Consider the following 22123-nt stretch of genomic DNA (forward strand, 5'->3'; position numbering starts at 1 on the left):
AGGACCAAACATATAGTAGTGAGAGGAGAAAGAAAATGGCTGATAAGAAATTAGTAGAAGCGATAACGTCCATGGATGAGGACTTCGCACAGTGGTATACGGATGTAGTTAAAAAAGCAGAGCTGATTGACTATTCCAACGTAAAGGGCTGCATGGTTTTCAAGCCGGCAGGCTATGCGATTTGGGAATTGATACAAAGACAGCTTGATGATATGTTCAAGGCGACGGGAGTGGAGAATGTATATATGCCTATGTTCATCCCTGAGAGCCTGCTGGAAAAGGAAAAGGATCACGTAGAAGGCTTTGCCCCTGAAGTAGCGTGGGTAACTCACGGGGGGCTTAATCCTTTGCAGGAAAGAATGTGCGTAAGGCCTACCTCTGAGACTCTCTTCTGTGATTTTTATAAAGGAGATATCCACTCCTACAGAGATTTACCAAGAGTTTATAACCAGTGGTGCAGCGTAGTGCGCTGGGAGAAGGAGACGAGACCCTTCCTTCGCTCCAGAGAATTCTTATGGCAGGAGGGCCATACCGCCCATAGCACTGCACAGGAGGCGCAGGAGAGAACAGAACAGATGCTTAACGTGTATGCGCAGTTCTGCGAGGAAGTGCTGGCGATTCCTGTAGTAAAAGGACGCAAGACCGATAAGGAGAAATTCGCCGGAGCTGAGGCAACCTATACCATCGAGGCACTTATGCACGACGGTAAAGCTCTTCAATCAGGAACCAGCCATAATTTCGGAGACGGCTTCGCAAAAGCCTTCGGTATCCAGTTCACAGATAAAGATAATACGCTTAAATATGTGCATCAGACCTCTTGGGGCATGTCCACAAGAATTATCGGTGCCATTATCATGGTTCATGGCGACAATTCCGGTCTGGTACTGCCGCCCAGGGTTGCGCCTACTCAGGTCATGATTGTTCCTATTCAGCAGAAAAAAGAAGGAGTGCTGGATAAAGCCTACGAGTTGAAAGAAAAGCTTGGAAACTTTCGTGTGAAGGTTGACGATTCCGACAAGAGCCCCGGCTGGAAGTTCTCTGAGCAGGAGATGAGAGGTATTCCCATCCGAATCGAAATCGGGCCTAAGGATATCGAAGCGGGCAAGTGTGTAGTCTGCCGCCGCGATAACGGAGAAAAGACAGAGGTCAATCTGGCGGATTTGGAGAAAGAGGTAGCCGATATTCTTCAGGATATTCAGGAAAGCATGTACAACAAAGCGAAAGCACATTTGGCATCTCACATCTACGAAGCGAGAACGAAGGAGGAGTTCGTAAAGACCTTCGCTGAAAAATCCGGTTTCGTGAAAGCGATGTGGTGCGGAGAAAGGGAATGTGAGGAAAAGATTAAAGAAGATATGAGCGTAACCAGCCGCTGTATGCCTTACGAGCAGGAATGCTTGTCCGATACGTGCGTATATTGCGGAAAACCTGCAAAGAAGATGGTTTACTGGGGAAGGGCTTATTAATATTCACGGAGACAACGGGCCAGGCGGGTATGCTTACATGTCCATTTGGCGGCTGTCCGTGTGTAAAATAAACTGCCGGAGACGATTCACGTCCCCGGCAGTTTTCATTCTTTTTTCTTATGCTTTTTTCTACTTATGCTTCTTCGAAGGAGTCTTTTCCAACACCGCAGAGAGGACAGGTCCAGTCGTCAGGAAGGTCTTCAAAAGCTGTTCCAGGAGCGATATCTCCATCAGAATCTCCAATTTCAGGGTCATAGATGTAACCACATGCAGTACATACATACTTTTTCATAGTTTATTTATCCTTTCTTTAATATTTTATATAAATAGGAAATATTTCTGAATTTCCTATCTGTATTGATGATAAGGCTATCCGGTATTATCAGTCAGCCATTTATTCTTCGGAGCTGTGCAGCTTGACGAGCCTGCTCAAGTATTCAAACCGTTCTTTCGCATTCTCCGCTGCTGCGCTGAATAGTTCCGCAGCCTTTTCAGGGTTTGATCTCCTTAGTACATCATATCTGTTTTCTCCCGCAAGGAACTCTTCGTATGCGAGAGTAGGCTCTTTGCTGTCCAGAATAAACGGATTCTTGCCTTCATCTTTCAGAGCAGGATTGTAACGGAACAAATGCCAGTATCCTGATTCCACAGCCTTAGCCTCTTCGTGCTGTGAGCTTCCCATGCCGGAACGGATTCCGTGGCTGATACAAGGTGCATAAGCGATGATCAAGGAAGGACCGTCATATTTTTCTGCTTCCGCAATAACCTTTACTGTCTGACTGTAGTCAGCGCCCATGGCAATCTGTGCTACATATACATAGCCATAACTCATAGCGATGCTTGCCAGATCTTTCTTCTTCATTATCTTACCGCCTGAAGCGAACTTAGCAGTAGAACCGGTAGGAGTAGCCTTCGAGGACTGTCCGCCTGTATTGGAATATACCTCTGTATCGAATACCATGATATTGATATCCTGACCGCTTGCAATTACATGGTCGAGACCGCCGAAACCGATATCGTATGCCCATCCGTCTCCGCCGAAGATCCACTGCGACTTCTTGGAGAAGAAATCCTTCTCTTCCAACAGTTCTTTTGCTTCGGGGGAAGTGCTGTCTTCCAGCGCGCTGATCAATTTGTCGGTAGCAGCGCCGTTTAACGCTCCATCGGCAAAGGTATCAAGCCATCCGGCAGCGGCGTCTTTCAAGTCGCCTGCTGCGCTGTCTGCTAACGTCTCGATTTCTTCTTTCAGACGTCCGCGAATCGCTTTCTGAGCGAGAGTCATGCCGTAGCCGAATTCAGCAGCATCCTCAAAGAGGGAGTTAGACCATGCCGGTCCCTGACCCAGTTCGTTCACCGTATACGGAGTGGAAGGAGAAGAGTTGCCCCAGATAGAAGAACATCCGGTAGCATTTGCAATATACATTCTGTCTCCGAACAACTGAGTTACCAATCTGGCATAAGGGGTTTCACCACAGCCCGCACATGCGCCGGAGAACTCCAGAAGCGGACGTTTGAACTGGCTGCCCTTTACGGTAGTTTCTTTAAACTTTTCTACAGCTTCCGTCTTTACAGGAAGAGATTTCGCATAATCGAAATACTGCTGTCTCTGTTCGTGCTCGTTAATCGGGCACATAGCGAGAGCCTTCTGCCCCTGCTTGCCCGGGCATACCGCGGCACAAGAGCCGCAGCCGGTACAATCTACTTCGGAAACGTTGATGGAGAATACATATCCGGGCATACCGAGCATAGGGATGGACATCATGCCTTCGGGTGCATTTGCTATTTCTTCCTCAGTCATAGCCGCAGGGCGGATAACAGCGTGAGGACAGACGAAAGCACAACGGTTACACTGGATACAGTTTTCGGGTATCCATTCCGGTACTTCTGTCGTTACATATCTTCTCTCATGAGCGGCAGAGCCGGAAGGAGTGGAGCCATCCACATATTTAGCAAAAGTAGATACCGGAAGAGTATTTCCTTCCTGCGCGTTTACTATTTTCTGTACATGTTCTACGAAATCGATAACCTCTTCACGATCAGGAAGCAGCTTCGCATCCAGAGGCTCGTACTCTGCGTCCAGCCATTCTTTGGGGACGTTAACCTTCACTAATCCTTCGATACCTCTGTCGATAGCATCGAAGTTCATCTGAACGATCTTGTCGCCCTTCTTGCGGTAGCTGACATCAGCAGCATCTTTCATGAGCTGACTAACCTCTTCGATTGGCATAATATTCGCAAGGCGGAAAAATGCTGCCTGCAAAATCGTACTTATTTTATCGTTCAAGCCTATTTCTTTACCGATTTCAATAGCGTCGATAATATAGAAATTGATGTTATGCTCCGCAATATAACGCTTTACTTGTCCGGGAATGTTCTCTTCCAGGTCTTTTTCCTTCCAGTAGCAGTTGAGCAGGAAGGTACCACCGTCTTTCACATCCTGAACCATATTGTATTTATGGAGATAGGTCGGATTGTGGCAGGCAACGAAATCAGCCCGGTTAATTAAATAGGTGGAGCGGATAGGTGCATCGCCGAATCTTAAGTGGGATACGGTAATACCCCTGGATTTCTTGGAGTCATAATCGAAATATGCCTGAACATATTTGTTTGTATGGTTTCCGATAATCTTAATGGAGCTCTTGTTGGCGCTGACAGTTCCGTCGCCGCCCAGACCCCAGAATTTGCATCCGATAGTTCCTTCCGGAGCGGTATGCAGTTTCTCATCGATATTCAGAGACAAGTGAGTCAAATCGTCAACGATACCGATGGTAAATACTTTTTTGCCGTTTTCCGGATTATTCTTGAACACAGCATTAATCTGGTCGGGCGTGGTATTCTTGGAGCCAAGTCCGTATCTTCCGGAGAGAACGGGAACATTGTGGAACTTCGTGTCGCGCAGAGCAGCGATAACATCCAAATAAAGAGGTTCGCCTATGGCGCCGGGTTCCTTTGTACGATCCAGTACGGTTATCTGGCCTACGGAATCGGGAATAACGCTAAGCAGATGCTTTGCGCTGAAAGGACGATAAAGATGTACTTCAACCAGACCGGTCTTCTGGCCGCTCTTATTTAAATAATCGATCGTCTCTTTGATTGTCTCGCATACGGAACCCATGGCAACGATAATGTGGGTTGCATCCTGTGCTCCATAGTAATTGAACAGGCCGTAATTCGTTCCGATTTTGTCATTGACTTTCTTCATATAAGATTCTACCAGTTCAGGCAGCGTGATATAATAGCTATTGCTTGCTTCCCTTGCCTGGAAATAGATATCCGGATTCTGTGCAGAGCCCATCATTCTGGCATGGTTAGGATTCAAAGCATTTTTTCTGAATTCCATAACAGCATCCATATCCAAAAGGCTCTTTAATTCTTCATAATCCCATACATCGATCTTCTGCATCTCATGAGATGTACGGAAGCCGTCAAAGAAGTTGATGAAAGGAACCTTTCCCTTGATTGCGGTGAGATGGGCGATGGGTGTCAGGTCCATAACCTCCTGAACACTGCCGCTGGCCAACATTGCCACGCCAGTCTGACGACAGGAATAAATGTCGGAGTGATCTCCGAAAATAGAAAGTGCATGGGTAGCTATGGTTCTTGCCGCAACGTTAAAGACACCGGGCAAAAGCTCGCCGGCAATTTTATATAAGTTGGGTATCATAAGCAAAAGGCCCTGAGATGCGGTAAAAGTAGTAGTCAGTGCACCGGCAGCTAAGGAACCGTGAACAGCGCCGGCAGCACCGGCTTCTGATTGCATTTCCGTCACTTTGACAGTCTGACCAAAGATATTTTTTCTTCCTTCGGTAGCCCATTCATCTGTTACTTCCGCCATAGTGGAAGATGGGGTAATTGGGTAAATTGCAGCCACATCGCTATAAGCATAGGACACGTGTGCAGCAGCTTGGTTACCATCCATTGTTTTCTTTTTTCGTGCCATGTTGAAACCTCCTTTTGTTTGTTTAAAAAGTAGCCATTATTATTAGAATCCTCGGGAAAAAACTATTTTCCGGGAAAGTGCCCATCCTTTATTTAAAGTTTTAAAATAAGGAAATTTTAGAGATAGACAATAATTAATAGTAATGATTACTATAATTATAATAGTATCATACTAAATTTTCTATTACTATAGGATTTTTTGCACTTTTTGTACTTTTTATAATACAAATTATAAAACAAATTAGGGTAGAAATAAAGCCCATATTATTGTAAAATATTTAACATAAATTACGGAGCAGGAAACGTACTTGCATTACCGGCATAGAATAAGGAGAATAGCATGAATATATTGGTTATAAACTGTGGAAGTTCATCTCTTAAATATCAATTGATTGACAGCGAAAATGAGAAAGTTCTTGCAAAAGGGCTTTGTGAAAGAATTGGAATAGATGCAAGTTCCATAACCCATCAGCCTGCGGACAGAGAAAAGTGGAAAAAAGAGGTGGACATGCAGGATCACACGGCAGCCGTGAAGCTGGTGATAGAAACTTTGACGGATAAGGAGATAGGAGTCATCCATTCTCTTGGCGAAATAGATGCTGTGGGTCACCGTATTGTTCATGGCGGGGAGAGATTCGCGTCCTCCGTTATCGTTACTGAAGAAGTACAAAGACAGGTGGAAGAATGCAATGATTTAGCACCCCTTCACAATCCGGCTAATTTAATCGGTATTCGATCCTGCAAAGAGGTAATGCCCGATGTGCCTATGGTAGGTGTATTCGATACCGCTTTTCATCAGACGATGCCGAAGAAGGCGTATATGTACGGCCTTCCTTATGAATACTATGAGAATTATAAGGTGAGACGTTACGGCTTTCATGGAACGAGCCATGATTTTGTTTCCAGAAGGGCGGCAGAAATTCTGGGGAAAGACAGGAAAGATTTGAAAATCATCGTTTGCCATTTAGGAAACGGCGCCAGCGTATCCGCAGTCAAGAACGGACAGTCCGTGGATACTTCCATGGGCCTGACTCCTCTGGAAGGCTTGATCATGGGAACGAGAAGCGGGGATATCGATCCTGCGATCATTACTTTTATTAGTAAAAAGGAAAATATCTCTGCGGAAGAGGTAATCGATATATGCAATAAAAAATCAGGAGTTCTTGGATTGTCAGATGGTTTTTCCAGCGATTTCAGGGATTTGGCGGAGGCTGCTGCGGACGGAAACGAAAGCGCCCGGACAGCACTGGAAACCTATGCTTACCGCGTGGGAAAGTATATCGGTGCCTATGCGGCAGCGATGAACGGCGTGGATGTCATCGCTTTTACTGCGGGAGCGGGGGAAAATAACGCGGAGGTACGCAAACTGATTGGACAGTACATCGGTTTTCTCGGAACCAATATCGACGAGGAGAAAAATAAGCTTCGGGGAAAAGAAGTAATCCTGTCCGATGCGGGCGCCAGAGTGGCTGCGATGGTAGTGCCTACGGACGAGGAACTGGCAATAGCGCGGGAGACGGTAAGGCTGGTCAAAGGCGTGTAACTGACGCAAATTTGTGCCTGCGGTAATGAGCTTGCAGGTAATGGAAAGGGCATAGTCATTTTTATGTATATTGAACTGCCGGAAAAGGTAAGAGAAATTATAACGGTCATAGAGGAGGCAGGATACGAGGCCTATGCGGTGGGCGGCTGTGTGAGAGATTCTATTCTGGGACGTAAACCGGACGATTGGGACATTACCACCTCGGCCAAGCCGGATAAAATCAAAGAGCTTTTTAGAAGAACCGTAGATACCGGAATTAAGCACGGCACGGTTACCGTCCTCATGGATAAAGAAGGCTTCGAGGTAACCACGTATCGGATAGACGGGGAATATGAGGACAGCAGGCACCCTAAGGAAGTCGTTTTTACCGCCGATATTGTGGAAGATTTGAAGCGCCGGGATTTTACTGTTAACGCCATGGCGTATAACGACAGCCGCGGCCTGATCGACGTATTCGGCGGAATCCGGGATATCGGAGAAAAGGTCATACGCTGTGTAGGGAATCCCAGGGAAAGGTTTTCTGAGGATGCCCTGCGCATGATGCGGGCGGTTCGCTTCTCGGCGCAGTTGGGATATACCATTCACGAGGATACGAAGAAGGCCATCGCCGAGATGGCAAAGAACTTGATAAATATAAGCGCGGAGCGGATTCAGACGGAGTTAGTAAAGCTGATTCTTTCCCCTCATCCGGATTATCTTAAGGTATGCTATGAGACAGGAATCACGAGAGTTATCCTGCCGGAGTTCGACCGTTGTATGGTGACTTCCCAGAATAATCCGCATCATATCTATTCGGTAGGAGAGCATACTTTGCATTCCATGCAGGAAATAGAGGCGGATAAGGTACTGCGTCTGACGATGCTGTTTCACGATGTAGGAAAGCCGGAGACGAGAACTACGGACGATACGGGTACAGACCATTTTTATAATCACGGGACGGTAGGCGAGGATATTTCCAAGGCAGTGCTGCGCCGGTTGAAATTCGATAACGACACAATCTATAAGGTGTCAAGACTGATACGCTATCACGATTATGATGTGCATTTATCCGCCAGAGGCGTTCGAAGAGCCATATATAAAATAGGAGAAGATATTTTCCCTTATCTTTTTGCCGTTAAACTTGCGGATACCATGGCCCAAAGCGATTACGAGAGGGAGGAAAAGCTTAGCACCCTTTCACAGCTTCATCGTATTTATGAGCAGGTATTGGAAGCGAAGGAGTGCGTTTCTCTTAAGACCCTGGCCGTAACGGGCAGTGACCTCATCGCTGACGGGATGGCCCCGGGAAAGGAACTGGGAGCGGTCTTGAACCGGTTGCTGGAGATAGTATTAGAGGAGCCTGAACGTAACAATAAAGAAGAACTTTTGAAGTACGCGAGAGAGATAAAGCCGCAAAATTGAATTCCAATTATGTGAAAAACAATAGATGAATACTTTTCTATATCACCTCATAAGATAGGATAGAACTACGATATGGGGGGTATTCACGTGAATGACAGGACAGTTGGCGTTCTTGAAAATTATGATATAAACGTGCTTCGAACGTGGAAAGGAAGAGGAGCCATTCTGTGCGACTCTGACAAGGGTCTGCTGATTTTAAAGGAATATGCAGGTCCCAGGGATAAGATATTTTTTCAGGATGCGCTGCTTAATTCCATAAAAAAGCAGGGGTTTAATATGGTGGAGTCCATTTTGAAGGCTAAGGATGGTGAGCTGGTCGTATATGATCAGGATAAGGTGCCATACATATTAAAAACCTACTTTGACGGCAGGGAATGTAACGTTCGCGACACCAAGGAATGTATACAAGCCGTAAAAACATTGGCCCTCCTTCATAATGCCTCTGATATGCCCGATTTTCAGGGAAGCTACGAGGACGCAGGCTTTAAAATTGATAAGGAATATGAGAAGCATAATAAAGAGCTGCGCAAGGTAAGAAAGTTTCTTAGGGAGAAGAGCCAGAAGACGAACTTCGAGATATTTCTATTAAAGCATTATGACTATTTCTTCGACCTTGCACTTCAGGTAACGGAAGAGGTTCGCTTTTATTTGAGGGAAACGGCTCCCGGACAGGAGAAGAGCTCCGGCGTCATATGCCACGGTGATTACCAGTATCACAACATTCTCGTTCCCTCCGCCAATGCTGTCTGGAATAATGACGGGCAGAGCTTTGCGGTCATCAACTTCGAGAAATGTATCAAAGATAGTCCGGTGCGGGACTTGTATCTTTTTATGCGCAAGCTGTTAGAAAAGAGTGACTGGTCGAAGGAACTTGGAATAACTCTGCTGGAGTCGTACAGCAGCGAGAAATCTATGTCTCCTGCGGATTATACCCATCTGTATTACCGTTTCATATATCCTGAGAAGTTCTGGAAAATTGTGAATTTCTACTATAATTCCGGAAAAGCGTGGATTCCGGGGCGCAATCTGGAGAAGCTGGAGAAGCTTTTGGAGCAGGAGCAAGCTAAGATCAGCTTTCTGGAAAATTATAAAAGTACTTACGGATGCTTTTCTTTTAAGGCATATTAGTATATAATAACAAGGATATAAGGAAGATTTCGATAAGCAAATGGAAATATAAGTTAATTTTTACACAGCATCTTAACACTTGCTGTTAAGATGTGTAAGAACGTGATTCAGGAGATGATCTCTGCTTCGCAAAGCGAATTGAAATGCAGAAATCATGGGTTGCTGTGAATGGAGTGAACAGTAACACTACAAATGAGGAGGTGTATTCATGCGCGGTAATTCTGGGAAAAGGACTGGAAAGGGCAGACCGATTATTTTTACGGCGGCGGTGCTTTTGATATTGACTGCGGGCATGGTTGCGGCAGGCGGTATTCCAATCGAAGGTAAGATAGGTATGGCGCATGAAGCTGCGGATGAAAGCTACAATTCGGGATTCGTTATCGCAAAGCCCGGAAGCTATGACTCGGTGGATACGGCTGTTATAAGGAAGCTGGATATAGAGAACGGCAGCATTACCTTTATGAATATAGAAACGGGAAGGGACTATACGCTTACCTACGACGGCACGACCGTCATTATGGATAAGTACGGCAGTGCGCTTGCGATGACTCAGATGAAGAGCGGGGACATCGTAGATGTAACCTTCCTGAAAACGAAGAAGAAGCTGGCACAGATAAATTTGTCAGCAAAAGCATGGGTTTTTGAAAATGTAGAGAAGTATAATTTTGATACCATAAATAGAAACGCTGCAATCGGCGGCAGCGTTTACAGTTTGAGAAACGACGTAGTGGTTACCTCTGAAGGCAAGGAAGCTCAGCTCGAGGACATTGTAAAAGGTGATATCGTAACGATAAGCGGCGTAGGCAATACGGTATACAGCGTATTGGTAGAGCGGGGGCACGGTTATCTGAGCCTCAGCGACGATGAATATCTGAAGGGCGGCTGGATTGAGGTAGGCCAGAGCGTTATCTGTCAGATTGCAGAGGATATGCTTCTGGCAGTGCCGGAGGGAACCTATGATGTGCATCTGACAGCTGCAGGTATTGATGAGACAAAGAAAGTTACTGTTTACAGGAACCAGGAGGTTACCTTAGATGTCAGTGACGTAAAAGTGGAGGCTCCTAAGACCGGTAAGATTATTTTTGCCGTAACGCCAAGTGAGGCCACCGTTTACATCGATGGCGGCGAGGTAGATATTACCGGCCCGGTGGAGCTGGAATATGGCGTACATCAGATGATTGCCAAGGCGGACGGCTACGAGACGGTTACCCAATATATTAAGATAGGTCAGGAATTGGCCAGCATCAGCGTCGCCTTAGAGGAGGGAGAAACGGAAGAGGAAGATAATTCCTCCAGCGTATCCGCCAACGAATTGACCAGTTCATACAGAGTATATATCGATTCGCCTTCCGACGTGGAGGTATATGTGGACGGTATTTACATAGGAATGTCGCCGGTTAATTTCAAGAAAGAGGCGGGAACTCATACGATAACTTTCAGAAAGTCCGGCTATGTAACGAAGAGCTATACGGTTCAGATTGACGATGAGGATAAGGACGTGACCTATTCCTTTACGGATTTAGTGAAGGAGGACGGCACTACAGTGAGCAGCAACAGCTCCTCCGGCAGCAGTACGGTAAGCGGTAATTCTGTGAGCGGTAACTCCGTAAGCGGCAATTAACGGGAGAAATATGGACAGACAATATTCTATAGAAGATTTTATTCGAATAGTGGAGACTTTAAGAAGTGAGGAGGGCTGCTCTTGGGACAGAGTGCAGACTCATGCCAGCTTAAAGCCTTGTATGATGGAGGAGGCGGCGGAGCTCGTTGCCTCCATCCGTATTTATGACAAGACCGGAGACGCGGAAAATATGCGGGAGGAATTGGGAGATATTCTCCTGCAGGTAGTAATGCACTCTCAGATAGCCAAAGAGGAAGGCCTCTTTACGCTTGAGGATGTCATTGATGAAATAAGCAGAAAAATGATAAGAAGACATCCTCACGTCTTTGTCCGAAGCGAGGCAAAGGATGAGGAGAGTATCCGAAGCAGCTGGGAAGAGATAAAGAAGAAGGAAAAAGAGGGCAAGGCGTGGATAGAATCTCCGTTACGTGAGATTCCCATGGAACTTCCTGCGCTTACGAGAGCGTCAAAGGTGTTAAAAAAGGCGGACAAGCTCTACGGAGCGGGAGACGATTACGCCTCAAACGTGAGTGCGCTTGAGGATGCCGTTAAAAAAATAGCAGAATTTCAACCGGAGAAAGAAAATAATGAGGCGGAGAAAGTAATAGGAGATATGCTCATAAATATATGTGATATAGCCGGACGGTTCAAGGCGTCAGGCGAACAGATTCTGACCGATAGGATAGAAGATATTATCGATAAATATGAACCACGGGAAAAACCTTGAAAAATAGGGCAAAAAAGCTAGATTTCCCTTGACAAATGGGTGGAAAACGTCTATAAATATGTATAGGCGTTTCCACGAGGGGATTGCTAAGAAGAATAATACGAAAACTCATTATAACAGGAGGAGTTCATCATGAACAAAACAGAATTGGTTGCAGCTATGGCTGATCAGGCTGGATTATCCAAAAAAGACGCAGAGAAGGCTTTAAAGGCTTTTACGGATGTAGTAGCAGACGAATTAAAGAAAGATGGTAAAGTGCAGTTAGTAGGATTCGGTACATTTGAAGTTTCCAAGAGAGCGGCAAGAGAAGGTAGAAATCCCCAGAGCGGCGAAGTTATGAAAATTGCAGCTTCCAAGGCTCCTAAATTCAAAGCAGGTAAAGCTTTGAAGGATATGGTTAACGCATAATAGCGAATGCTGAATGTTAAGAGAATCTGGAGACAGATTCTCTTTTTTTCTTTAATATATAAATAAAGGAGAACAAGAGATGCGGCTGGACAAATATTTAAAGGTTTCGCGCCTTATCAAGAGGCGCACGGTAGCGAACGAAGCGTGCGATGCCGGAAGAGTGCTTATCAACGATAAGCCGGCAAAGGCCTCCTCCAATGTGAAGCAGGGTGATATCATTACGATTCAGTTCGGCAACAAGGATGTGAAGGTGGAAGTGCTGGACGTACAGGAAACCGTGAAAAAAGATGAAGCGAAGGAATTGTTTCGGTATATTTAAAAAAGGCCCCTCATATAATCTATAAGAGAAATGTGAGAAGAAGTTCTAAGGCGGTAAAGTACACTGCCTGATAATTTCTAAATTTCACATAAGAGGGGGTTCTTTTATGGAGGATTTGAATACTGCGAAGCAGCGTACACATAAATTGATGCTTACAAATAGGAGGACATGTACTATCAGCGGCGTAAGCGACGTGCTGTCTTTCGATATCAAAGAGGTGCTGCTGGAAACCGACCAGGGGATGCTGATGATCAAGGGCGGAGATCTGCATGTCAGCCGGCTGACACTGGATAAGGGAGAGGTGGATATCGACGGCAAGATAGACAGTCTTACCTATTCGGAAGTAACGGGGTATGGCGGCAAGGGTGAATCCCTTATTTCAAGGCTGTTTAAATAGGTGAGGCATGAGTCAGGACATTATAAACGAAGTGTACTTTCTGCTCAGTTCTATTTTGATGGGAATTATTATTACCTTTGTATACGATTTTTTGCTCATTTGGAGGAGGCTTCTTCGGCACAGTCCCTTTTTCGTGTCCTTGGAGGACTTCGTATTCTGGGTAGCCTGCGCTATCGCTGTATTTTATATGCTCTATGAGGAAAATGACGGCATACTCAGGTGGTTCGCGGTTTTTGGAGCAGCTATGGGCATGCTTATATATAAAAGAGTCATCGGTAATCATTTTGTAAAAATTATATCAACCTGTATAGAGAAAGAAATATATGTGATCCGAAAAATATTAGGTTTTCTATTCAAGCCGATAATCTGGCTATTAAAAAAATTAAAGAAATTTTGCACTGATTTGCTAAAAAAACAGCGAAAATTGGCAAAATATACAAAAAAGAAGTTGACGGTTTGCATAAAAATGCTTAAAATAACATTATGTAAACATTAGGGAGCTTATACGCAATACGTAAAGAAAGGCAGGGAGGCTATTATGGCGAGGCGGGCAGCATACCGTAAGAGAAATCAGAATAAGTTTGGCATGTTTCTGGTGACAACGGTAGTCGTTATGTTGCTTGTTGTGGTAGCCATAAACAGCATTGAGCTGAAGCAGAAGATTGCCATATACGAAGCGAGGGAGCAGGTGCTTACAGGGCAGCTTGCGGATGAGCAGAAGAGGGCTGAAGAAATTGCTGAATATGAGAAATATACTCAAACCAAAAAGTACATAGAAGAAGTGGCAAAGGATAAGCTGGGTCTTGTACATGAAGGTGAGATTATTTTTAAGGATGATAAATGAGTGAAAGACACTCATAATGAGTAAAAGACAATCATAATGAGTGAAAGACACTCATAATGAGCATAAGGTGCTTATAATGAATGCAGATAACCGGAGTCAGCGGTATCTGCATTTTTTGTCGCAATAAAAATCGGATTCTTGTCCCGGTTTTGACAAATACGGCAAAGTACTTCTTGTATAATATTCCCTTACAAGAGTAGTGTGAATGATTCACGCGGTAAATTTGTATTGTTGCCCGGATTTACAGGCGGCAGGTGAAGATTATAGTGGAGGGATGCGGAGTGAGAAAACAGCTTGTAAACGGGGAGGCGCCCTTTGACAGCGTATTGCCGGAATATGGAAAAAAGAAACTTTTAATGTATGCAGATTCCTTTCGGGATCTGGCGAATACATTTACCGATATGCAAAGAGAGGAAGAGGACGAGCAGGCACAGGTAAACGATAGACAGGAGTTTCTGTGGAAAAGGAGGCTTGTGGAAAATCGCGACTTGATGGCGGATCATTTAAATGAAATGGCTCAGATTATGACACAGGTGGCTGAAGAGGCTTATAAACCAATATATATAAGTGAACGCAAAATCAAGCAATTGGCCCATGCCCTGAAGGAAGAGGATGTGCTGTTAAAGGACATTTATATGCTGGAAAAGGCGGATGGGCGCAAGGAACTGAACATCGTTATGCGTGCTCTAAAGGGAACCGCTCCCAGTGTAGACGAGGTGGGAAACCTTCTGTCGGTGTTGTTAAACTGCCGGCTTATGGCGGCGAGAAACTGTTCTATTTTCGTTGGAAAGGAGTGGGACAGTTATCAATATATGGACGAGCCGAAGTTTCACGTGCTCACTGGGGTGGCGAAGGCGGTAAAGGAGACGGAAAGCATATCCGGAGATAATTACGCCTTTGTGGAGGAAAAGGAAGGAAGTCTGACCGCGATTCTGTCTGACGGAATGGGCTCTGGTGAAAAAGCGTGTAAGGACAGCGAATTCGTAGTGGATTTAATCGAAAAATTTTTAGAGGCGGGATTTTGCAAGGAGACTGCTGTACAGATGATCAATGGCTCCCTTATTGCGGGAGGCGAGACTCAGAACATGTCCACGCTGGATTTATGTCAGATCGACCTATATACGGGTGTATGTGAATTTATTAAAATAGGCTCTGCTCCTTCTTATATCAAAAGAGAACATTTGGTGGATCAAATATCGGCGAGAAATCTTCCGTTGGGAGTTTTCTATGAAATGGATATGGAGACGACGAGGCGCAGGTTGGTGGACGGCGATTATATCGTCATGCTCTCCGACGGCATAACGGATGCGCTGGCACAGGGAATCGGCGAGGACATTTTGCCCGAGGTCATTGGAAAAGCAGTATTAAAGAATCCGGGAGAAATGGCAAATTACATATTGAATTTTTGTCTGCATCAAAGCAAAGGCAGGATTCGGGATGATATGACGGTAATGGTGACGGGCATATGGGAGAATTTATAATAAAGTTGTAAAATTGCATAGGTAAGAACGTGATTCAAGAGATGATTTCTGCTTCGCAGAGTAAATTTACATGCAAAAATTTTGCATTGCAGAAATCATACGTTGCTGAGAACGAAGTAAACAGTAACAAGATAAACATTGCTTTTTTCTGTTAAATTGACTAATATAGATAATAAGATTAAAAGGCAAAATTTTCGTGCATAAAATGTCCTATTTTATAGCTGCGCATAAGGAATCGAATGAACGAAAGAATTTTTTCAAAGGTAAAAGCATATATAGAAAAATATCAGATGCTAGTGCCGGGTGATACCGTTGTTTTGGGGGTATCGGGCGGCGCTGATTCTGTGTGCCTTTTGCTGATGTTCTGCGAGCTGGCGAAGGAGATGCCCTTGAAGCTCATCGTCGTACACGTCAACCACGGCATACGCGAGGAGGGGAAAAAGGACGCGGCCTACGTGGAAAGACTATGCAAGGAGCGGAAGCTGCCGTTTTTTCTTATTGAAGAGGATGTGAAAGCGCTTGCGAAAGAAGAGAAGCTTTCGGAGGAAGAAGCCGGGCGCATTGTGCGTTATAGGGCTTTTGCGCATATTTTGGAACAAAATAGCAAGGATGAGAAGGTCAATGATAAGATTGCCGATGGTGAAATTGCATATGGTAAAACTGGCGGCAGCGAAACTGCTTATGGCAAGATTGCTGTTGCGCACAATGCCGGCGATAGAGTAGAAACGATGCTGTTTCATCTATTTCGTGGAACAGGACTTTCGGGTGCCAGCGGGATAAAGCCGGTGAGAGGGAATATTATACGCCCTTTATTGTGCTTAAAGAGGGAAGAAATTGAGGAATACCTGAACGGAAATCAGGTTTCTTTTTGCATAGACCACACGAACTTGGAGGATACTTATACAAGGAATCGGATTCGCAACCATATTCTTCCTTTGGCGGAGAAAGAAATATGCCAAGGAGCTGTCACACACATGTGGGAAGCTGCCGATATGCTTCTTGAGGCAGAGGAGTATATCAAAAAGCAGAGTCAGAAGGTATACAACGAATGCCGTATTAAGCAGGATGAGATTTGCGGGACGCAGCCTTTGGGAGTTGTGCTTCGGGCGGATTTACTCGCTTCGCAGGAACCATTTATGCAGAAGCGGGTGCTGTTACAAGCCCTGGAGGAGCTTACGGAAAGCAGAAAGGATATCACCTCGGTCCATGTGGAGGAAATCAGAAAACTGTTAAATAAGCAAGGCAGCAAGCAAGTATCTTTACCTTACGGACTGACGGCGGCGAAGGAATATGACCGTCTGATTTTATTCGATGGAGATTTTGAAAAGAGCCTGCTTAAAGAGCGAAAGGGGATGGAACCCTTGTCCGTTTCCATTCCCGGATGCGTTTCCGTTCCGGGGCTTGGAATGGTAGAATTTTCCTTATTTTCCCATGAAAAAACTCAAATTATTCCGGAAAAGTCATATACGAAATGGTTTGATTATGATAGAATAACTAGGTCTTTACTGTTCCGAACGAGAGAAACCGGAGATTATCTTACCATTAATGAAGACTTATCTAAAAAAACCTTAAAAGATTATATGATAGGAGAAAAAATCCCGAAAAACAAAAGAGGGGAACTTTATGTATTAGCGGACGGCAATCATATTCTATGGGTGCCGGGTCATCGCATCAGTCAATATTATAAGGTGACAGAATATACAAAACGTATCTTGCAGGTTACGATTCAGCCTCCGGCTTCCTGAAAGCAACCGGGCACACACTGTGGCATTGCAGATACAATTTATTAAGAGGAGGACTTTAAATGTCAGAGAAAGTAAGAGTTATGCTATCCGAGGAAGCGGTAGATAAAAGAATTCAGGAAATTGGTGAGCAGATCAACAGAGATTATGAAGGAAAGCAGGTTCATCTCGTTTGTGTTTTGAAAGGCGGAAGCTTTTTTATGTGTGAATTGGCAAAAAGAATCACCGTTCCGGTATCTTTGGACTTTATGTCCGTATCCAGCTATGGAAGTGAGACGAAATCCAGCGGTGTTGTAAGAATTGTAAAGGATTTGGACGAGCCTTTGAAGGATAAGGATGTACTTGTGGTGGAGGATATTATTGATTCGGGAAGAACGCTCAGCTATCTGCTTGAGATGCTCAGAGACAGAGGTCCTAAGAGCCTGAAGCTCTGTACTCTGTTAGACAAGCCGGAGCGAAGAGTCGTGGATGTTCATGTGGATTATACGTGTTTCCAGATTCCTGATGAATTCGTAGTGGGCTATGGTCTGGACTATGACCAGCGATATAGGAATCTTCCTTATATCGGCGTTGTGGAACTGGATTAACATATAGTATTATAAATGTTCGCACGGAAACGGGCATGCCGGATAGGCTGGACCGATGCGGACAGGAGGTTGATTTTGAATAATAAGAAGAATTTAAATACGTACTTTTTAGTTATCTTAAGTCTTCTCTTCCTCGCGGCATGGATGTTCAGAAGTTTGAACGGACAAGAGACCGATTATACGAGAGGAGAGCTGACAAAGGATTTGGAAGCAGGCTCCGTGCTTGAGGCGGTGATTCAGCCGAACAAAGAAACTCCGACCGGAGTAGTCAGAGTAGCGCTTAACAACGGAGAGGAAAAGACTCTGTACGCTACGGATGTAAATGAAATAGAAAAAGAACTGGTTTCCTACGGACTGGACCCTGAGGTGAAGGATATTCCGAGGGAAAATTGGTTCATGACGAGTATGTTCCCTCTGTTGCTCGTGCTTGTAGTAGGCGTTTTCTTTTTCGTCATGATGAACGCGCAGAACGCTAATAGCGGCAGCGGCGGCAAGATGATGAATTTCGGAAAGAGCCGCGCCAGACTTTCCATGGACAGTAAGGTCACGCTTAAGGATGTGGCCGGGCTTCAGGAGGAAAAAGAAGAGCTGGAGGAAATCATTAATTTCCTGAAGGAGCCGGGCAAATTCACAAAAGTAGGAGCAAGGATTCCCAAGGGTGTGCTTTTGGAGGGTGCTCCGGGAACCGGTAAGACTTTGCTGGCAAAGGCTATCGCAGGAGAAGCAAACGTGCCGTTTTTCAGCATTTCGGGTTCTGATTTTGTGGAAATGTTCGTCGGCGTAGGTGCTTCCAGAGTGCGTGATTTGTTCGCGGATGCGAAAAAACATTCTCCGTGTATCGTATTTATCGATGAAATCGATGCCGTAGCAAGACGGCGCGGTACCGGTATGGGCGGCGGTCACGATGAGAGAGAGCAGACACTCAATCAGCTTTTGGTGGAAATGGACGGCTTCGGAGCCAATGAAGGAATTATCGTCATGGCAGCCACGAACCGCGTAGATATTCTCGATCCGGCTATTTTGAGGCCCGGGCGTTTCGATAGAAAGATTACGGTAAGTCCTCCCGATGTGAGGGGAAGAAATGAGATTTTGAGGGTACACTCCAGAAATAAGCCTCTTTCCGAGGATGTCAACCTGGAACAGATTGCGCAGACAACAGCAGGTTTTACCGGTGCGGATCTGGAAAATCTCATGAATGAGGCGGCTATCAATGCCGCGATGGACAACCGTGCTTTTGTAAAGCAGGACGACATTAAGAAATCCTTTATCAAAGTGGGCATTGGCTCAGAGAAACGAAGCCGTGTTATTTCGGATAAAGAGAAAAAGATTACCGCATATCACGAAGCGGGCCATGCTATTTTATTCCATGTACTTCCAGATGTGGGACCGGTATACACCGTATCCATCATCCCTACCGGTTTGGGTGCGGCAGGCTATACGATGCCTTTACCGGAAAAGGACGAGATGTTCCTGACCAAAGGAAGAATGATGCAGGATATTATGGTATCCCTCGGCGGACGGATCGCGGAAGAGATTATTTTCGATGATATTACTACGGGAGCTTCCAGCGATATTAAGAAAGCCACCAAGGTTGCGAGAAAGATGGTGACCAGGTACGGTATGTCGGACAATATCGGCGTGATAAATTATGACGACGACGATGACGAGGTATTCATAGGAAGGGATCTAGCCCATGCAAAAAATCATAGTGAGCTGGTTTCGGGCGAAATCGATAAAGAGGTAAAGGAAATTATCAGTAGCTGCTATCAGAAAGCAAAGACGATTATCGTGGAGAACTTAAGCATCCTCCACAAATGCGCAGAGCTGCTTCTGGAAAAAGAAAAGATTTCCAGAGATGAGTTCGAAGCGTTATTTCATATACAGACTTCTCCGGCGGCGGATCTTGCTGCAGAATAGTAGAGATGCATCAAATGGGGCGGAAAAGAGTGAGGAAATAATGCCATTGTGTAAAATATACAAAAATGCGACTTTGTTTTTGTAATATTTGTGAATCCTTGGTATTTACGCATAATGTAGGCTATGCTATTATACTACTTGTAACCCCCCCCAATACATTATATAGTTTTTTGCTATACCCCATAAGAAAGAAATACCTTCTCTAAAAAAGGCAGCAGATCGACAGGCTGTCTTTTTTACTGTCCTTTAATAGAAAAAAGCTTCTATTAAAGGAAAATAGATGCGCAGCTACGCGCGCGGAACAAAAGCTGTGCCGCCGGAAGATTTGACTGCGAGAATGTGCGAAGCACACGAAGCACTTTTTGTTCTGAAATAGTTACAAGTATAGAATTGCTTGAATATCCACAATATATAGTATAAAATAGTTTTTAATAAGTGTAGGAGAACAATTATGGACTTAAATGGATTTTCTAAAATCGAATATAATCAGCATTATATATCCAGAATGCGTCCTGTTTTCAATAGAAAAGCTTTATTCAGTGACATGAGTGAGGATTATGTATATCCTCCTGAACCCAGTGCCTATGGAGAAATCACAGTAAAATTCCGAACGGAAAAAAATAATGTGGATAAGGTCTTTTTTGTATGCGACAATGAAAAGCATATGATGGTTAAAGCGGAAACCGACGATTATTTTGACTATTACATTCATACGGTACAGTTGGAAGACAGAGAGATAGCGTATCATTTCGAGGTTCAGGCAGGAAAGCTTATCTGCTATTATAACTATGGCGGAGCCATGAAAAATACGGATAAGCATTTGGAGTTCCGTTTAATACCCGGCTATAAGACCCCGGATTGGGCCAAGGGTGCGGTCATGTATCAGATATATGTGGATCGTTTCTATAACGGTGATACCTCTAACGATGTGCTGACCAATGAGTACCGTTATATTGGGGAGAACTCGGTAAGGGTGGAGAACTGGAACAAGTATCCGGCGAAGGTGGGAATGAGAGAATTCTACGGCGGAGATTTACAGGGCGTCTTGGATAAAATGGACTACTTGCAGGACTTGGGAGTGGATGTCATATATTTCAACCCGTTGTTCGTATCTCCGTCCAATCATAAATACGATATTCAGGATTATGACTACATCGATCCCCATTTCGGAGAAATCGTGGAGGATGAAGGAATCCTGATAGGGCCGGGGCAGGAGAACCGGATTGCTTCCAGATATATTAACAGGGTAACCAACAAGGCCAATTTGGAGGCCAGTAACCAGCTGTTTGTCCGAGTGGTGGAGGAGGCGCACCGCCGGGGGATGAAGGTCATATTGGACGGGGTGTTCAACCACTGTGGTTCCTTCAATAAGTGGATGGACAGAGAGAGGATTTACGAGAATGCCATAGGCTATGAAAAGGGAGCTTATGTGGATAAGGAAAGCCCGTATCATAATTATTTCTCGTTTCAGGATAAGAACGCATGGCCATATAACGGTACGTATGACGGCTGGTGGGGGCATGATACGCTTCCTAAGCTTAACTTTGAAGGCTCCAGAGAATTGTTCGAGTACGTTATGCACATTGCGAAAAAGTGGGTTTCCGCACCATACAATGTGGATGGCTGGCGTCTGGATGTGGCTGCCGATTTGGGACATTCGCAGGAATATAACCATTATTTCTGGAAACAATTCCATAAGGTCGTAAAGGAAGCGAATCCTAATGCGATAGTGCTTGCTGAGCATTACGGCAATCCGAAGGAATGGCTGCATGGTGACGAATGGGATACCATTATGAACTACGATGCCTTTATGGAGCCTGTTACATGGTTCTTGACAGGGATGCAGAAGCACAGCGATGACTATAGAGAAGATATGCTTGGAGACGTAGACAGTTTTTGGGGAGCCATGGTTTACAACGGTGCTAATATGACGATGCCTTCTGCGTATATCGCGATGAACGAATTGTCCAATCACGACCATTCCAGATTCCTTACCCGGACGAATAAAAAAGTAGGAAGGACCAGCACACATGGACCTGAGGCGGCCAATGAGGGCGTGGACAAAGCCGTCCTGCGAGAGGCGGTAGTTATTCAGATGACGTGGCCCGGCGCGCCTACTATATATTACGGTGACGAAGCAGGGGTGGCAGGCTTTACCGATCCGGATAACCGCAGAACTTATCCATGGGGTAACGAGGATGATGAGCTAATCACTTTCCATAAGGAGATGATTCAGATACATAAGAAGAATAAGGAATTTCTGACCGGTTCTATGAAGTGGTATACGGAAACCGAGAGAAACGTTCTCATTTACGGACGTTTCAACAGACAGGAACAATCGCTGATCTTAATCAACAACAATGACCATGAGGTGACGCAGGAAGTGCCGGCATGGTACTTAGGCACACCCAAAGAGGGTGTGATGAAGCGTTTGATTCTGACGTCCAAAACAGGCTACAATACGGAGCAGAAAGAATATCCTATTATTTCCGGCAAGGTAAAAGTGACACTTCCCCCGACGGCAGCTATTGTTCTAAAATCGCCTAAGAAGGCGGCGAAAAATTTCTTGCAATTTAAATAACTATATGATATAAATGTATATT

18 protein-coding genes are annotated in these 22123 nt (G+C 44.9%); 16 read left to right on the forward strand and 2 right to left on the reverse strand.

Annotated elements, in window-relative coordinates:
- Positions 1-35: 35 nt before the first annotated feature.
- Positions 36-1466, forward strand: a complete 1431-nt coding sequence (gene proS, locus CC90_RS0116600; RefSeq protein ID WP_031391860.1) for a proline--tRNA ligase — start codon at positions 36-38, stop codon at positions 1464-1466.
- Between the two features lie 133 nt (positions 1467-1599).
- Here proS and rd read toward each other — a convergent pair whose 3' ends face one another.
- Together rd and nifJ are read right to left on the reverse strand one after the other, a co-directional pair.
- Positions 1600-1758 (reverse strand): rubredoxin, encoded by a 159-nt coding sequence (rd, locus tag CC90_RS23795; RefSeq protein WP_081906035.1) that lies wholly within the window; start codon positions 1756-1758, stop codon positions 1600-1602.
- Between the two features lie 102 nt (positions 1759-1860).
- Positions 1861-5406 (reverse strand): pyruvate:ferredoxin (flavodoxin) oxidoreductase, encoded by a 3546-nt coding sequence (gene nifJ, locus CC90_RS0116610; RefSeq protein WP_031391861.1) that lies wholly within the window; start codon positions 5404-5406, stop codon positions 1861-1863.
- A gap of 339 nt (positions 5407-5745) precedes the next feature.
- On the opposite strand from nifJ, the gene CC90_RS0116615 reads away from it, so the two are divergent.
- The 15 genes from CC90_RS0116615 to CC90_RS0116690 all read left to right on the forward strand — a co-directional run bounded on the left by CC90_RS0116615 (position 5746) and on the right by CC90_RS0116690 (position 22101).
- A complete protein-coding gene (locus CC90_RS0116615) occupies positions 5746-6948 on the forward strand; it encodes an acetate/propionate family kinase (protein ID WP_031391862.1) in 1203 nt (400 codons plus the stop codon).
- 63 nt (positions 6949-7011) lie between these two features.
- A complete protein-coding gene (locus tag CC90_RS0116620) occupies positions 7012-8349 on the forward strand; it encodes a CCA tRNA nucleotidyltransferase (RefSeq protein ID WP_031391863.1) in 1338 nt (445 codons plus the stop codon).
- Positions 8350-8436: 87 nt separating this feature from the next.
- Entirely contained in the window at positions 8437-9477 is a 1041-nt protein-coding gene (locus CC90_RS0116625; protein WP_031391864.1) for a CotS family spore coat protein, read from the forward strand.
- A 208-nt stretch (positions 9478-9685) separates the two neighbouring features.
- A complete protein-coding gene (locus tag CC90_RS0116630; RefSeq protein ID WP_031391865.1) occupies positions 9686-11098 on the forward strand; it encodes a PEGA domain-containing protein in 1413 nt (470 codons plus the stop codon).
- Between the two features lie 10 nt (positions 11099-11108).
- Positions 11109-11825, forward strand: a complete 717-nt coding sequence (locus CC90_RS0116635) for a MazG family protein (protein ID WP_081906036.1) — start codon at positions 11109-11111, stop codon at positions 11823-11825.
- 132 nt (positions 11826-11957) lie between these two features.
- Positions 11958-12233, forward strand: a complete 276-nt coding sequence (locus tag CC90_RS0116640) for an HU family DNA-binding protein (RefSeq protein WP_031391867.1) — start codon at positions 11958-11960, stop codon at positions 12231-12233.
- A 79-nt stretch (positions 12234-12312) separates the two neighbouring features.
- Positions 12313-12552 carry an RNA-binding S4 domain-containing protein gene (locus CC90_RS0116645; RefSeq protein ID WP_031391868.1) on the forward strand — a complete coding sequence of 80 codons (240 nt, stop codon included), beginning with the start codon at positions 12313-12315 and terminating at the stop codon, positions 12550-12552.
- Between the two features lie 106 nt (positions 12553-12658).
- A complete protein-coding gene (gene yabP / locus CC90_RS0116650; RefSeq protein WP_031391869.1) occupies positions 12659-12949 on the forward strand; it encodes a sporulation protein YabP in 291 nt (96 codons plus the stop codon).
- 7 nt (positions 12950-12956) lie between these two features.
- Positions 12957-13445 (forward strand): spore cortex biosynthesis protein YabQ, encoded by a 489-nt coding sequence (yabQ, locus tag CC90_RS25315; RefSeq protein WP_051869703.1) that lies wholly within the window; start codon positions 12957-12959, stop codon positions 13443-13445.
- 42 nt (positions 13446-13487) lie between these two features.
- Entirely contained in the window at positions 13488-13793 is a 306-nt protein-coding gene (locus CC90_RS0116660) for a septum formation initiator family protein (RefSeq protein WP_031391871.1), read from the forward strand.
- Positions 13794-14074: 281 nt separating this feature from the next.
- Positions 14075-15274: a SpoIIE family protein phosphatase gene (locus tag CC90_RS0116665; RefSeq protein ID WP_132038573.1), complete on the forward strand. Its 1200-nt coding sequence runs from the start codon at positions 14075-14077 to the stop codon at positions 15272-15274.
- 239 nt (positions 15275-15513) lie between these two features.
- Complete coding sequence (gene tilS / locus CC90_RS0116670) at positions 15514-17019, forward strand: tRNA lysidine(34) synthetase TilS (protein WP_031391873.1); 1506 nt, start codon at positions 15514-15516, stop codon at positions 17017-17019.
- A gap of 59 nt (positions 17020-17078) precedes the next feature.
- Positions 17079-17603, forward strand: a complete 525-nt coding sequence (hpt, locus tag CC90_RS0116675; protein WP_031391874.1) for a hypoxanthine phosphoribosyltransferase — start codon at positions 17079-17081, stop codon at positions 17601-17603.
- A gap of 75 nt (positions 17604-17678) precedes the next feature.
- On the forward strand, positions 17679-19520 hold the full coding sequence (ftsH, locus tag CC90_RS0116680; protein ID WP_031391875.1) for an ATP-dependent zinc metalloprotease FtsH: 1842 nt from the start codon (positions 17679-17681) through the stop codon (positions 19518-19520).
- Between the two features lie 451 nt (positions 19521-19971).
- Positions 19972-22101, forward strand: a complete 2130-nt coding sequence (locus tag CC90_RS0116690) for a glycoside hydrolase family 13 protein (RefSeq protein WP_051869705.1) — start codon at positions 19972-19974, stop codon at positions 22099-22101.
- The last annotated feature ends 22 nt before the right edge of the window (positions 22102-22123 follow it).

It is taken from the genome of Kineothrix alysoides (assembly GCF_000732725.1).
In the GTDB taxonomy this organism is placed as follows: domain Bacteria; phylum Bacillota; class Clostridia; order Lachnospirales; family Lachnospiraceae; genus Kineothrix; species Kineothrix alysoides.